General features: G+C 54.9%; 12 protein-coding genes. 2 read left to right on the top strand and 10 right to left on the bottom strand.

The annotated features are described in order from the left end of the window. From ACT6Y9_RS02230 to ACT6Y9_RS02200, 7 genes are all read right to left on the bottom strand, one after another. Positions 1 to 1,850 (bottom strand): DNA topoisomerase 3 (locus ACT6Y9_RS02230; RefSeq protein WP_443743362.1); only part of this gene is annotated, 1,850 nt, incomplete at its 3' end. Positions 1,851 to 2,548: 698 nt separating this feature from the next. Next, entirely contained in the window at positions 2,549 to 2,968 is a 420-nt protein-coding gene (locus ACT6Y9_RS02225) for a helix-turn-helix domain-containing protein (RefSeq protein WP_443743361.1), read from the bottom strand. Beyond that, on the bottom strand, positions 2,946 to 3,254 hold the full coding sequence (locus ACT6Y9_RS02220) for a hypothetical protein (RefSeq protein ID WP_443743360.1): 309 nt from the start codon (positions 3,252 to 3,254) through the stop codon (positions 2,946 to 2,948). Before ACT6Y9_RS02220 ends, ACT6Y9_RS02225 begins: the two co-directional genes overlap by 23 nt. Before the next feature lie 2 nt (positions 3,255 to 3,256). After that, entirely contained in the window at positions 3,257 to 3,976 is a 720-nt protein-coding gene (gene mobI / locus ACT6Y9_RS02215; RefSeq protein WP_443743359.1) for a conjugative transfer protein MobI(A/C), read from the bottom strand. Between the two features lie 611 nt (positions 3,977 to 4,587). Continuing rightward, complete coding sequence (locus ACT6Y9_RS02210) at positions 4,588 to 5,394, bottom strand: hypothetical protein (RefSeq protein ID WP_443743358.1); 807 nt, start codon at positions 5,392 to 5,394, stop codon at positions 4,588 to 4,590. 6 nt (positions 5,395 to 5,400) lie between these two features. Beyond that, positions 5,401 to 6,069: a hypothetical protein gene (locus ACT6Y9_RS02205; protein WP_443743357.1), complete on the bottom strand. Its 669-nt coding sequence runs from the start codon at positions 6,067 to 6,069 to the stop codon at positions 5,401 to 5,403. Between the two features lie 2 nt (positions 6,070 to 6,071). After that, on the bottom strand, positions 6,072 to 6,506 hold the full coding sequence (locus ACT6Y9_RS02200) for a lytic transglycosylase domain-containing protein (RefSeq protein ID WP_443743356.1): 435 nt from the start codon (positions 6,504 to 6,506) through the stop codon (positions 6,072 to 6,074). A 369-nt stretch (positions 6,507 to 6,875) separates the two neighbouring features. Here ACT6Y9_RS02200 and ACT6Y9_RS02195 point away from each other — a divergent pair, with 369 nt between their 5' ends. Beyond that, a complete protein-coding gene (locus ACT6Y9_RS02195) occupies positions 6,876 to 7,274 on the top strand; it encodes a DNA-binding protein (RefSeq protein WP_443743355.1) in 399 nt (132 codons plus the stop codon). Positions 7,275 to 7,648: 374 nt separating this feature from the next. Continuing rightward, positions 7,649 to 8,149 carry a hypothetical protein gene (locus ACT6Y9_RS02190; protein ID WP_443743354.1) on the top strand — a complete coding sequence of 167 codons (501 nt, stop codon included), beginning with the start codon at positions 7,649 to 7,651 and terminating at the stop codon, positions 8,147 to 8,149. Between the two features lie 35 nt (positions 8,150 to 8,184). Here the strand turns inward: ACT6Y9_RS02190 and ACT6Y9_RS02185 are convergent, their stop codons facing one another. The 3 genes from ACT6Y9_RS02185 to traF are packed head-to-tail and all read right to left on the bottom strand — an operon-like array spanning position 8,185 to position 13,915. Further along, positions 8,185 to 11,331, bottom strand: coding sequence for a conjugal transfer protein TraG N-terminal domain-containing protein (locus ACT6Y9_RS02185; protein ID WP_443743353.1), 3,147 nt, complete (start codon positions 11,329 to 11,331; stop codon positions 8,185 to 8,187). A gap of 42 nt (positions 11,332 to 11,373) precedes the next feature. Beyond that, positions 11,374 to 12,786: a conjugal transfer protein TraH gene (locus ACT6Y9_RS02180; protein ID WP_443743352.1), complete on the bottom strand. Its 1,413-nt coding sequence runs from the start codon at positions 12,784 to 12,786 to the stop codon at positions 11,374 to 11,376. Further along, complete coding sequence (gene traF, locus ACT6Y9_RS02175; protein ID WP_443743351.1) at positions 12,773 to 13,915, bottom strand: conjugal transfer protein TraF; 1,143 nt, start codon at positions 13,913 to 13,915, stop codon at positions 12,773 to 12,775. The genes ACT6Y9_RS02180 and traF overlap by 14 nt, the downstream gene beginning before the upstream one ends. Between the last annotated feature and the right edge of the window lie 409 nt (positions 13,916 to 14,324).

The following is a 14,324-nucleotide window of genomic DNA, read 5'->3' as shown; positions in this document are numbered from 1 at the left end:
CGGACAAAATCTTCGAACTCTCGAACGAAAGTATCAAGAGAGAGGTTTCCGGCCTCCACAAGCGAGAGTTTTGTTTCGAACTGCGCCGTGAGGGCGGCGCTGCGCACTCGCGGAGAGGCCCGCAGCAGCACTCGACGGCCTGCATCGGTGCAATGGAGCTTCTTTCCTTTCGAAACGAGGTACTCCTTGCGCTTCAGCTCCGCAATGATCGCCGCGCGCGTCGCGGGCGTACCAATGCCACCCGCCTCCTTCAGGCGCTCTTGGAGAGTCTGCTCATCGAAGGACCGCCAGATGTTCTCCATCGCGGCGATGAGCGTGCCTTCGGTGAAGTAGGCCGGGGGCTTCGTCTTGTCCTCTCGCCCTACGATCCCCTGAACGTCAGAGCTCTCCCCGGTCGCAAGCGCGGGGAGGACCTGTCCGTCCTCCTCCTCTTCTGGTGACTTTTCGTCTTGCGACTCCGCCTTGTCGAAGAGCACCTTCCATCCCTTCGCAACCACGACACGGCCCTTGGCGAGGAACGATTCGCCGCCGATGTCGAAGAGGATCTCCGTCGCGTCGTACTCGTGTACGGGAAAGAAGTTCGCGATGTAGCGCTTGGCGACGAGCCGATAGATTTTTTGCTCGGCTTCCGAAAGGGAATCCCACGACGCAACGTTCGCGACCGGCACGATGCCGTGGTGGGCCGTCACCTTCTTGTCGTCGAACGTCGAGCTTTTGATCTTCGGGTCTGCCTTTTGGACAGCCTTGGCCGAAGCAGGAAATGTCCGTGCAATTGCGGCGAGCACCGCCGGAGCCTCGGCGTGCTGGCTCTCGGGCAGGTACCCACAGTCCGTGCGCGGGTAGGACGTGATCTTGTGGGTTTCATAGAGCGACTGACAAACCTTCAGCGTGTCTTCGGCAGAAAAGCCGTAGAGGCGGCTCGCCTCGATCTGGATGTCGGCAAGAGAATAGGCCTTGGGTTGGAAGGCCTTGCGGCGCTTCGTCGTGGAGGAGACGACTCGCGCGGTCTTTTCATTCGAGAGGCGCTCCACGAGCCTGCGGCCGATTTCGAGGTCGATGAGGAGCTTGCCTTCGGCGTCCATGCCGGGTTGCCCTTCGCGGGGCTTCCAGCGCGCGCGGAAGGTCTTCTCCTTGGCGCAGAGGTCCGCCGTGACGGCGAGATAGGGTTGCGGCTCGAAGTGCTCGACCGCATAGTCGCGGCGGGCGACCATCGCAAGCGTAGGAGTCTGGACGCGACCTACGGCGACGAGCTGCGTCTTGCCGTCGTCGCCCCGACTGGTGAGCGTGTAGGCGCGCGAGAGGTTCATGCCGAGCAGCCAGTCCGCCCGCGAGCGACCGCGCGCCGCGTCACGCATGCCGCTGTAGTCGGCGTTCTCGCGAAGGTTCGCCAGTCCCTTGCGGATCGACGCCGGGTCCACGGCCGAGACCCAGAAGCGCTTCACGGGCTTGCGAATGTGGAAGTGCTCGATCACTTCGTCCACGAGAAGCTGCCCCTCGCGATCCGGGTCGCCGGCGTTCACGAGCTCCCGGGCGCTCTTCAAGAGTCTGCCGATGGTTGAGAGCTGCTTCCTCACGCCCTTGTCGCCCCGCGGCACGCAGAGCCATTCCTTCGGGAAGATCGGGAGGTCGGCGAGGCGCCAGACCTTGGTTCCCTTCTTCGTCTTTGGAACGTCGTCGGGGAGGTATGCATCGGGCTCGGCCTGCTCTAGGAGGTGGCCGAAGCACCACGTCACGGCGACGTCATCACGGCAAGAGAGGAAGCCGTCGTCTCGCTTCAGGACGCCGAGTTCGGCGGCAATGGCTTTTGCGACTGAGGGCTTCTCGGCGATGTAGAGAATGCGAATTGGCATAACGAAACGAGACCGAATGAAGAGCGCGCCGAGGCGCGCAGAAAGTGACCAGGGGATAAAGGTGTTGCGGGGTTCACTGCTCGCTCGCAAACGCGAAGAGAACAATGAAGGCCAAAGCGCAACCGCGCATCACGTAGCCCGCATTCCGTGACGGCCACCCGGGCCGCACCGGCACGTATTCCCACTCGGAATCTGGAGCGGCTTCCGTGCTGCTGTTGCTGGTCGTTGCGGTCGATGGTTTTGTCGCTGCTAGTTTGTGCGGGTTCAGTTGGGAAGGCTCTTTGGAATCTGGGCGACAACGGAGACCTCGCAGGTTTGTTCTGATGTCGTTGAACACAACCGACATGCAGGCCATAAGGACGGACTGCATTACGTGCACCGGCCGCTTATGTGGGCATGTTCTCTGTGATTCCAACAGGGACGATGCGCGGAGAAGCTTTCTTCTTTGGCAACTTGGCCGTCTCCCATGAACTTCTCCTAGCGAATGAGCAAGGGCGTGATGCCCGACGTAGGGAGAGAGTTTTGCAAGGGAAGGATGCCCAACCAGTGCGCACGCAAGCAGAAACGGCTATCACAGAACGCGAAAGGGCCGCTCGTGGTGGAGCGACCCCTGCCCTTTCATCTTTATCCCGGCGAACCGATTCGTCCGTCACCTTCGAACGAAGTCCCCATACGTTGAAAGTGTCCAAAGGAGGTCCTCAATGGACGAGCTTGTAGACCTCATGCCATTCTGATCTGTTTTCGGAATGAACTTTCAGAGAGGTCTTTTTGAAGTGTGGCGAGCGGCGAAGCGCTTCCAGAATTCGTGCCATAGCCTGAGTTGAATCGTATGGTCTGCCAACTGTCAACCAGTACGCTTCCAGAAGCCGCGCTCTTGTTGAACTGCTGACGTACCGCTCTCCTCGAACAAGCATCAATGACCTCAGCATTTCGTCGTAGGGGATCGGAACTCTTAAACCCTGTCTCTTCACCCAGAGTCGCTTCCAGTCTCGGACTGTAGCCTGAGGAACACCGAGTTTCGTCGCTGTAGCTTTGTAGCCATAGCCGGCTTCAAAGAGCGCTGCGGCCTTGGCCCGCAAAGCTTGCGGATAGGGTTTAGGCGACGATCTTTCGTTCATGACAACTCAGAATCACGAGTTCCTTGGCCGGAACGTCGATGAACACATCGGAATGATCATACTGAATGCAGGCACGAGTCTGATCCTCACAGATGACGTCGCTCACCAACCACCCTTCCCGCAGGATGTAGTTTCCGTACTGGTCCTTGGAAGCATGAGCGATCCGAAAGGTTACACCGTGCATTTCGCGCGTTAACGAGCACCCCTCAGGAAGGAAGGCGTCTTTCATCGCATTCTTGAGTTGGTCGATGGACGAGTTGTTATCCGAATTGGATTTCCTAGCCATGATTACTCCTCAGTAAGGTTGTCTTGTGAGGGACTCCGAAGCGGTTTCGGAGACATGCCGCCCCATGATTCGAGTTCTTTGATTACATGTTCGGAAAATTGACGGAGCTGAAGATCATTGATCACCCCAAGAGAACGCCGCATCGCTGAGAGGTGCTTCTGTTCTTTGCGCAACTGCTCAAATATGTCTTCCAGTTCGGGCCCCAACTTCTGGACCCACGCAGGTTCCTTCTTGAAGATCACATCTGAGTACCGATCTTTGGTGCCTTTCTTCAAGTAGTCGTACCACGCGAAGACCGTCATCGAACCCTGATCCGTTTTGATCTGGAAGGTACGTCCTCGTTTCGACTCCGGATTGAAGCTGTCGGTTGACTTGGTCGGGCGCAGTCTAGAAAACCGGCGGACCCACAGAAGCTCGACGGTTCCGTACTGACTGTTGAATCGAATCGCCGGTCGAAGATAGGTTTGCTTGTCCGTACCTTTCTTCCGCTTCATCCAGTCAAAGTACTTTTGAGCCGCACGCACTGCCCTGTAGGCGATGGAAGATTGAAGCAGAGAAATGTCTGTAAGCAGTCTGGACTTGTCGATGAAGAGCTGCTTGGCAACGTCCTCTTCCTCGCGCGAAGCCTCTTCGGGAGAATCCTCTCCGCTTGGGAGGTCAACCTCCCAAAATGCAGGGTCGGGGCGCAGGTCGTCGAAGGTCTGGGGGAGCTGAGATGACATGGGCAACTTCTTATATTCCCTATCCTTATGAGAAGTTGCCCTCAACTTCTCCAGTGCAGGAGTCGTGGTTCATGGGGCAGCTTCTGAACGAATGACGGTAGTTTTTTCTCGGTTTTTCAGTATGTTGGATGCGGAATCAACTAAAGTTCGCAGCCCCAACTTCTCAACAGAGGCTCCATCGCCGCATTACGAAGGGGTGCTTCTGAAGATAAAGTCGAAATTTCTTCTAGGAACTTCATGTGATTGCAGATGCCTCGAAGAAAAAATGCACCATCAACTTCTCAACGAAGGTACGGTGAGAAGTTGCCCCGTGCATTCCGGCTCGCCGGGAGGAAGCTTCCGAGTACTGCTTCTGACGAAATGACCAGCATTTTTTCCTTACCTTTCAATTAGTTTGATGCGTCTTGAGGTGACTTTTTACCGGACGACTTCTGTGCTGACGTCACGTCATGTCGCATGAACGGGTTTTTCCATAGGTTGCTTCTGAAGGAAAGAGCTCGTTATTTTCCAGAGAGTTCAGTGAGTTGTCCGCTCGATACGGGCAAGAATGAGAAGGCAACTTCTCCCGTAACGTCAGGTTTTGTCGCACGCTTGAAATTCCCCTCTTTGCATCAAGCCGCCTTCTCAGCCGCTTCAATCAGTTCACAGAAACAGCACTTTTCGGCATCCTGATCGCTCGTCCCGAAGACCGCGATAAATTCGCTTCCGCAAACTGGACAGAGGCAGTTGTAGATCTTGCGGACCGGGGCTGGATCATCACCATCTTCCTGTTCTGGAAGGGGCGTGCGGACCTCCCGCAACCCTTTGGCGACTTCAAAGAGACTTCCAATGGAGAGGAAGCGTGGATCGAACTCAGGAAGTTTGTCGATCTGAGCTCCGGTAACCGACTCGACCGTGCGCATCCATGCGACAACAATATTGCCGAGATGGATCATATTGCCGAGATGGATCAAATTGATTTCACTCTCGGCCTGAAGGTAGGTGTAGTGCGTAGCGAAGATCGACATCACCAGACGCGAAGCGATGTTGGTGGGCATCGGAATCGCGGCATCAGGCAGATCGTACTGCTTCCTCATTCTTTGATAAATGTGACGGCAGATGTTGATCGAAAGTCCCGTGGTGATGTGAATCTGCGCAGGCTTCATGCCCGCATGGAGGAGTGAGACGCAGAGCTGCTTGGCCGCCTTCTCCTTCTCTTCCTGCTGGACTTCACTCAACCGCAGGTTTTCGGAGGCGACTTCGGTCAAACGCTCCAAGATCGAAAGTCCCCCGTCGTTGATTGCCAACTGATGGTCCAAAGCCGCCACGAGACTAACCGGAACGTTGAGATGATCCGACACCTGTTGAACGTCCTTACCTTCCCGAAGCATCGTCATGACCGTCTTAACGGTTTGACGTGAAAACTCTGATTTAGCCATGATTGATTAGCAGGTCCGAAATTTGTTGAACAGAGCACAGTGGTTGGACTTGACGGCACGTGCGGCGACGAGTCTAAGATCAACCTGCTTGCGGAAAAATCCATCCTTTGGAATATGCCGCGCCACGTTGATGCAATCGACGATCTTTGAAGTCAATTGGAACTTCTGAAGCGAGATCTCACCATGACAGAAGTCGATAATCTGCGAAGTGGTCGAATCCGCAACCATGTCGATGATGCTGAGCGGAAGATGAAAGACCGACTGACAGTCGCATCTACTTTTCACAGCGAAGTCTCGTACTGAACACCAGTAGATGGAGGCAAACCGAGCGATGTAGTAGTTGATGCGGGCATCAGATCTCAACGAACTCCATTCCTCAGAGTGACCAAATTTTTTGCGGAAATCATCCTCACGAATATCCGCAATGAAGCTGCATACCGACGACTCAGCCAACATGCCGATGAGATTAGGCGTCGCTGTACGGAGCACGCTGGAGAGCTGCGGACCTAGCCGAAGCCAATGAAGTTCCTTCTCAGTCTCGTCAACTTCCAATGCATACTTGACGGCATTCCAGAGATTCGTCTCCATCGTGCGCAGGTTCGGAAGCTCAGTGGAGGTCAAGGCGAGCTGAATCCGAATCGCCTGAGACAAGTTCAATACTGTCTTCTGCGTCACGGCTACTCCTGCGTCTTGATGTTTGTGTAGATGCGCATGACGTGGCGTGCGTACCAACGCGCGCGCTTGCTGTCTGCGCTGTGATAGTGGCCCACCGCCAGAGCGGCATCCTTGGGGTAGCGCCTCATTTGTTCGGAAAGGATTTCCGCGGCCACACGCACGTTCACGAGAGGATCCAGAAGATCGAGCGGATCCTTGACGCGATGACCATGCCAACGCGTGTTGACTTGCATCATTCCGACATCGACGCTGCGTCCCAAGCGCAGAAGGCGAAGGAGTTCGACCTCCGCTTCCCGGCGTGAAGCCGCGTAGAACGGCGTAGACGTGCGAAGCGTCCAAGGAGAAGGTTTGAGATAGCCGGATCGCGTTGGATCATCCACAGCGGACTCCACAATCGAGATGCTGTAGAGAAGCGCCGGATCAATGTCATACGCCAATCCGACAGTTTCAAAGACAGTCCCATGAAGAGGCGTAACCGCGGCGCAGACGCACCCACAGACGGCACTCAGAGCCGAAGCAATCAACCGTCTGATGATCGTGAGCCTGAACATGGGAAGAGTACGAAGTGTTACAATCATTGTCCGTAAATTGGATAACTAACGGATTTCCCCGGAAATTTAACATCAAGGGGGGGGGGCGACAATAGGGGTTAACGCTAACCCCCTCATGCCCTCCCACGAGAAGACAGCGCGAGTTGGTCATTAATCAATCGACGAATTGATTCGAACCATCACAGGCCTACTGATCCAATCGGTTGATCATTGCGTTACGTATCGTTATCATACAACCATTCGAGGAGTTGTGGATTGTCAACACGAGCAAAAGTTTTCGCGCATCTGGACAAGGTGGCATCTGAAGGCATGAAGCTCCCTTCCATCCGTGAGCTTCGGGAGGAGTTGGGTGGAGGTTCTTTGAGTACCCTTGCTCAAGCAGTCAAGGATTGGAAAACCGAGCATGCAATCCTCAATGAGATTGAGGATGAGAAGATCTCTTTGGATCCGCAGACGGCGCAAACCGTGATAGACGCCATCTGGATGGTTTTCAAACCGATTCTTCGGTCACGCATCGACGCCCAAAGAGCGGAATACGAAGCCGTCGTAGTAAAGCTTCGAGAAGATTTAGATGCTGCCCACCAAGCATTGGTTGAGGAAAAGAAGCGCAACGCCGAACTCGAAAAGGCACTCCAGAACAAGTCTCCGCATTAGACTAGCCCTTAGTATTTTAGACAACACATCAACTCAATCATAGCTTCATTTTTTCCCGAATACAGATGTTCCAGTTATTCTGTCTCCTTCTATTCTCCATCCCATTCATTCCAATCGTTGTTAGCGTCTACTATGCAGGCCGCATCGGATATATCTATGGGATTCTTATCGACGTAATTTTTTTCATGATCGGAGCCATAGTCACTCACGCCGATGTTCCCATTCTGTTTAGTCTGAAAATTCTCCCCGCGTTCCTTCCAATCATGGCCGCTCTAGCCTACGGGCCAAAAGGGATAATTATTGGTATCATTGCTGATGCGCTGATTTTCGGCAGTCTCGACCTTGTTATTTCTATTAATCATTCCTAATTAATCATGAGCTTTAATTTTATTGACCGTTTAGGCCGCATCCTTGGATTCAAGGATGATTGCGAAGATTCACCTGTTGCAACCGTCACGTTGCCCCCTCCCCCGACGCGCATCCGGGATTGCAAGGGCAAGTTTTACTTCTTCCGCATTGGGCTGCCAATTCCAAGCTATCTTCAGATCCATTATGAGGCTGATGAAATCCTAGTCTGCGAAAATCGCTATATCAGAGAAGCTAAAACGCAGGCGCGAATTTCCGCAATGAATCTTGGCTACAATGCTTTGCTTGATTATCGAATCTGGACTCAGACCGACTTGCACTGGGACAACTTGCGATATCGAACAGGCGTCTGGGGACGCCCGGCCCTTGTTCTTCCTCGAAACTACAAGTACGATGTAGACGTCCTTATCAACGATTGCTCAGACGATTTCGACAATCTCTACTATGGATGGATGCGCAGCCCAAATCGAGAGCAACGGAGAGAGCACAAAAAACGAATGGCTTCCTAAAGAAAAGCCCCCAACATAGTTGAGGGCTTTTTTTGTTACTTCGGACCAGTCTTTAATTGGTATGCATTGTTGAAATTTACAATAGGTGTAGCCAATCCCTGATTATCTTGTCGATGCAAATGCATGAGGTGTCCAGCCATGACTGCCGTATCAAACTCAAGTTTTTCCTTCTCTTGAGAAGTCAATTCCTTGTCGCCAAACAGTGCACCCTTCATTTCCTGCCTCAGACCATCCAACGCCCTTTCCAATTTCGGGTTATGAATATCGTTGTTATTTCGATCCCAAAGATTTAGCTCATGGACTGCTTCCATAAACCTAGTCTGCGGCCCCGTGAGGCCTGAGATGGTTTGTTGATGTTGGCGGAAATAATCACTCCAGCTCTCCCGGCTCCAATCATCCTTTGCCGTAGGTGCGAACTTATCCACGGCCTTGGCGATAAATTGGAAAGCGCCATCCCGCAACACATTACTTGCAAGGTCAACACCCCAACCTTCTTTGGGCATTTCTTCAAGCCCCTTCTGAGCTTGGGCACGCCCCTTGGCACTGGCTTCCGCCATAAAGCCCTTGGCGGCGCTGTTAACCCTGCCACTATCATTGGCAAACCTCTGAAACTTTGGGGCCATTTCTGCCTGCCCATCAACCTTCTTAAGCTGACCCTTATCACGTGCAATTTCACCTCTTTGAGCCGAAATTGAACTTTCGGCCTGAGCTCTTTCCTGATCAAAGTTTCTGGGGCCTCGAATTCCTAGATCGCGCGTAACTTCTGTCGGGTTGGCGGACAGGGCGGGAATGCCGGAATTCTGAATAACTTCCTGCAACGCAGGATGCCCGGAACTGTTGGAGGAAAGATAGGTAAGCGCGGCCATGATCTTTCCCTTTTCGAGATCGCCACCGAGAAAACCGGCGTACTTTTCTGCCATTGCAGAAAGTCCGGCCTTTCTTCCTTCAGGCTCGCGTTCCATCTGAGCCAACCTCTTGCCCTGCTCTGTATGTCTGAGGTATTCGGCCAGTTGAGCAACATCCATGGTCTGATTACCGCCAAAGCGTTGATCAAAGCTTTTGGCTTCATCGAGACTCTTGGAGGCAGAGGCCATATCGGCAAAGGCATCACCGACCTGCGTCTCCTTGTTGGCGGATGCCATCTCTGCCCACTGCTTGGTGTTCGTGTTTGAAATGGTTACGTTGTACGCTTCCCGCAATGAAGCATCGAAAGCCTTGGCATGCTGCGCCGCCTTGGATCCACCGAACTGTACGGTGTACCCAGAGCTAGAGCTCGCACTATCTTGAGCGGTTGAACTTGCGTTGAAGTCACCCCCAACGGATACTTTAGCGCCGTTGCCGAGTGCCTCCAGACCTGAACTGACCGTACCGCCGGCAGAGGCTTTCACGGCCATTGCCCCAATCATTTGATGCTGCTGGTCAGCAGACAAATTGGCGAACTCAGAGTCTTGTCGAAGGACATCCAAGACCGTCTTGTTGTCATACGCCATCGTGTTGCCAACCTGTTGCCCGACCTGTTGCAGAAATTGGCGGGTATTTTGCGACGACGTGCCAGACGCAATCTGTTGAGAAACCGCAGCGGTCATCGAATCGGAAACACTGTGCATATGTGCCTCACGATTCGCAAGCGTTTGCCCGGAAATTGCGCTGATGTTGATTTTGGGGAGCAACCCCTGAGCAGCAGTCTGGAGGACGCCCGTCGTAGGATCAATGCTGTACTGAGAAGCGTGGTTGGCGACAGCTGACTGCTGAACGGCATCCGGCGTTTGAATTTTCTCGTTGAAGTGATCCTGCCCGCCAAGACGTCCTGCAAGCGTGGTGAAGGCGTAGGTGGAGCCAGTGACCAAGAAGAGCGCAAGCATCGGTGTCGCCGCCGTGAGCATGCCCCCCGTGGCGATCCAAGTCTGCGTTTCCATCCAGATGGTATCGAGCGCGTAGAAGGACGCTGAAGTACCCAGCGAGGATTCAGTGAGCGCCTGCCTGCATCCCGTCATGATGTAGAGGTTCAGGATGGAAAGAATCGGAAGCCAAAGCTGAATCCATGCGATCGTCAGGAAGTACTTCCCGACCAACGTTACGCCGAATGTGCCAATCGCGATCAGGAAGCCCACGATAGGCGTAATGGCATAGATGAAGCCCTCAAAGAAGGCCATTAGGGCGCGCGAGGTGGTGAAGAACATCGTCCCCTCGGCAGCCCATTGGGTGTTCCGCTGCAAGAGGGCCTGATTCACGGCAATCGCCGAAGCAGTGTCCTGCTGAGTCGTATAGAACTTTGCCGCCGCGTCGCTGTAGACGTTCTCGATGACCATCATCCTTACGAAGTCCTGAGCGCCGCCCATAGTCACGTGCAGAGAATTCATGGCCGTGGTGACGCCTTCGGCCCCGGTGGCAACGTCCGTGCCGGCCTCATTCAGGATGTGGAGCTTCTGGTTGATGGCCTGATTGATAGCGGTTGAACTGAACTTCTGGAAGATCTTATTCAGGGCGTCAAAGCCCGCGTTGCAGGTGACGGTCTCAGTCGCTCCCATGCCCGCGATGGGGAGGAAGACCGTATGCGCAAGACTCGTCAGGCGCCACTTCTCACCCCAAGGAGCCTTGTAGAGCTCCGTTGCAGTCGTTCCGCCGAGTTGGATCTTCGCCATCGTGCACTCGGAGAGATAGTTGACCAACGCGCTCTTGGAGTCGCTCGGCGCACCGTTAGCACGCGGCCCCAACTCTTGGTCGATGACGACGAAGATTTCATCCCCAACGGCGCGGAGCTGATTAAGAATGCGCAGCGGTTCCGCGAACTGGTGCTCGGACGTGCGGTCGGCGGTGCCGTATCCCTGCTCGATGAGTTGCGTGACACCGTAGCCGATGCCGGAAATGGCGGCACCGGCAACGCCGACGCCCAGAGGCAGGTTGTCCACGTTGCGCGCTTGCCCCGTGTAGGCGTCTTCAATGACGACGTTGCACGAGGGCCCAAACATGCAGAGATAGCAGAGGAAGCACAGGAACGAGTGATGCAGGTTGAGCTGCTGTCCTCCTCTGAAGATGCACTGAAAGCCGATGAAGAAGAGGCCAACTACGAAGCCAATGGCGACTAGTCGTGCGAAATCGCCGGTGCCGCAGATCATCGCGACACCATTGAGGATCATCGCTAAGAATTCGACGTTCCCCAGACTGGTGATTGTGAAGTCCATGAAGAAATGCGGTGCCGCCCTCGACACCGCCCTGAGTCAGGATTAACGAGAAGCCCCGGGTTGGGAAGACGTGTTGGCCGCAACGACGGCGATCTTGTAGATGTTCTTCTGGACCGCGTTGTACTGCTCGACCATTTTGGCGAGCGTCGGATGATCCTTGGCGTATTTTTCATAAGACCGGTTCAGTGAAGCTTCCCGGTCGTTAAGCATCTGAAGCATCTCCCGGACTTCCGGCTTGGAATTTGTGCGCACGGCCTGACGCGCCACCTTAAGGTTCTCCTGAATGAGGTCGTGAGCCCACGACATTGCCACGGCATAGGCGAGGTCGTATGCCTGATCGCGCGCAACGTCCGGAGCGCTCGTGGCGAGATTGCGCACGATGGAACCGATCGAGGCAGGCATGTTTGCCATCAGGTTTGCTTCCTTCGCAGTGAAGGCGTTGTCGGACATCTCGCCGAACTTGGCAATAACGCCCCTACTCGTACCATCGCCGACCAATGCATCGCGGATGCGCTTCACCATACCGACCGTCGTGATCGAGGTTGTCGTCGGATTTAAACACGTATCGTCATTACACGTGTAGGTCTTGAGCGTGCCACCGTCAAGGAGGTCCTTGAAGTCGATGAGAGCCGGCAGGTAGTTGGGATTGTTGGAGGTGCCCGTGTCGGGGTTGTTGGCGTCGTCCGCGGGCTTTGGAATGATGATGGTGCCCGTCACGGCCATGATGATGCCGTATTCGTCCTTCTCGTTGGAGGCATCGACGATCCACCCCTTGGCGTTGCTCTTCTTGAGCGACTCCCAGATGATGTTGCCGACAAGATTTTCGTCCTTGCCGGAAGCGGTGACCTGCTTCTTGGTGTCTTTGCCGTCCGCCTGCGAACGAGCACCGAAAAAGTCGTCATAGAGACCTTGGACGGTACCCGTCAGGCTGTAGTCGAAGTCGCGCGTAGAGCCCATGGCGCGAGCCGTATCGGCCACGAGACCCTGAGCCAGTTGGCAGGAGTTGCCGAAAGCCTCATTGAGCTGTTGGATCTTGGCCTGAAGGTTGTTGATCCACGCCATGCAGGACGGGCAGGCAGCGTCAAGAGCGAGCTGAAATGCGTAGCCCTTGGCGTTGGCGGCGACGGTTCTCAGGAGCTGTACGAACTGATCGGCGTTGATGAAGGAGAACGAACCGCCGAAGAAGTCGATGCCGCCGCAACCGGCCTTCCATGAGGGCGTTTGGAGGTTGACAAGCTCCGTATTCATGATGCGGCTACGGACGTAGGCGGAGCCGCCGGAGAGCACGCCGCGGCGTTGGGTGTCGAAGATGCCGGGGCGAGAGACGTTTGACATGTCGCCGAAAACGGTATCCATCTTCGCTTGTAGGCCGGCCGCGTTGGCGAGCGGCATGCTTGAGAGTGCGATCGCACCGGCAAGAGCTAGAGCGATCACGCGGGGTTTAATAGTAAGCATCGGCGTCCTCTCCTTCTGGCTCCGCTCCATCCGCGACGGGCTTGTTCGCCTGCGTAAAGAGCGCAATGAGCTTCGTAGGTTCGATGAAGTTGTCTTTGTTGATGAGGGCTTGTTTTTCGGCAGGTGAGAGTTGCGCGACTTGAGCGCTCTGCTCGGGACTGCCGAAGAGTGTTGAAGGATCAGCAGATGCCTTGAGAAGCCGTGGAAGCTCCTGCGAAAGATCATGCTGATCGGCAGGGTTTATGAAGGGTTGCGTGGTCTTGAACTCATCGTCGGAGATCCACCCTTCTCTTGAAGCGACCAGAAGGATGCGGCGGCGCAACTCACCGAGGGAGAGCACCGTTTGCCCGATGGGAGAGAACTGCCCATCCTCGTTCATGAGGAACATGGCGGGCGTTGCCTGAACACCGAGCGCCTGCGCTTGTCCGGAGTCGATCTTCGTATTCTTGAATTTCCGACTTTGAAGCTCACCGCCGTCCAAACTGACGGCGAGAATGTCGAATCCGAGCTGCTCCAAGTAACCGAGAATGGGGGCCTGCGCTTCACAGAAGCGGCAGTCGGAGCGGAAGAAGAAGAAGATGCCCGCCTTCTGGGCAATCTTTTTCAGAAGGGCATCAGCCTTGTCGGCGGCGGCGCGATCAACGTAAGTCGTAGCAAACGAGGCGAGCGGACGACGCATGCCTTCGTCGAGAAGCGCGTTGCCGACAACGACCTGTTGAGCGACGTCGGCGAACTTGTTGGCCCGGTCCATTGCGAAACGTTGGATGAGGAAGAAGGCCTGAACGTTCTCCTGCGTCGGGTTGTCCCAAGCAAGCTCTTGGTACTTCGGAATCATTTCCTGCACCCACTTGAGTGAGAAAGGCGCAGGTTCCACCTTTGCCTCCTGCACTTCCTTAGGCGGCTCGGGAGCCTTATCCTCCTTGGCTACTTCTGGAGCCGGAGGCTCTTCCAATAGAGGCTCGTCCTCGGGCTTCGGGTCCTGATACCAATACCAGCCTTCCGCACCGCTTCGATAGAAGGTGTTCTGGGGCTGATTCTCTACAGCTTCGGTAGCCGTCACGGCATAGGACATTGCACATGCCGATGCGAGACCTGCAGCCAAAACGGATTTCAGGAAAAGTGAGCGCATCGCGCGTGGTCCTCAATGGATGATCAATCTTCGGCCTTTCTCCGCTTGTCCAAACCGGTAGGAGGCATTGCGGCGATGCTTGTGAGATTAGAAGAGACCACCTCAGTCATGAACCTTCTGGAAAGCAGGATCGGCTATCCGATAAACCACCGAATTCTTCGCATCGAGAGCGATCTTCGGGGATGCCCTCCGTTCCTCAGACCTTTCGAAGCCGTTCTTCATTTCCCTACGGCCCCAACGGGAATGGGGCTTCCGGAAGAACTTCACCATAATGAAATTCTTCGAATGGGCCTCGGAGCGATACATGAGGAGCCGGCATCCGGTGCGGAACAGCGTGATCGAAGGCCGAGACACCCCTCCGTTCCTCAGACCTTTCGAAGCCGTTCTTCATTTCCCTACGGCCCCAACG

The sequence above is a fragment of the Sutterella sp. genome (assembly GCF_052272535.1).
In the GTDB taxonomy this organism is placed as follows: Bacteria; Pseudomonadota; Gammaproteobacteria; order Burkholderiales; family Burkholderiaceae_F; genus Sutterella.
This window is presented reverse-complemented; position numbering and strand designations above follow the sequence as displayed.

Bases quoted from the DNA above. Each gene is read 5' to 3' on its own strand.
- ACT6Y9_RS02225 (WP_443743361.1), bottom strand. From the start codon at position 2,968: ATGAACGAAAGATCGTCGCCTAAACCCTATCCGCAAGCTTTGCGGGCC.
- ACT6Y9_RS02220 (WP_443743360.1), bottom strand. From the start codon at position 3,254: ATGGCTAGGAAATCCAATTCGGATAACAACTCGTCCATCGACCAACTC.
- mobI (WP_443743359.1), bottom strand. From the start codon at position 3,976: ATGTCATCTCAGCTCCCCCAGACCTTCGACGACCTGCGCCCCGACCCT.
- ACT6Y9_RS02210 (WP_443743358.1), bottom strand. From the start codon at position 5,394: ATGGCTAAATCAGAGTTTTCACGTCAAACCGTTAAGACGGTCATGACG.
- ACT6Y9_RS02190 (WP_443743354.1), top strand. From the start codon at position 7,649: ATGAGCTTTAATTTTATTGACCGTTTAGGCCGCATCCTTGGATTCAAG.
- ACT6Y9_RS02185 (WP_443743353.1), bottom strand. From the start codon at position 11,331: ATGGACTTCACAATCACCAGTCTGGGGAACGTCGAATTCTTAGCGATG.
- ACT6Y9_RS02180 (WP_443743352.1), bottom strand. From the start codon at position 12,786: ATGCTTACTATTAAACCCCGCGTGATCGCTCTAGCTCTTGCCGGTGCG.
- traF (WP_443743351.1), bottom strand. From the start codon at position 13,915: ATGCGCTCACTTTTCCTGAAATCCGTTTTGGCTGCAGGTCTCGCATCG.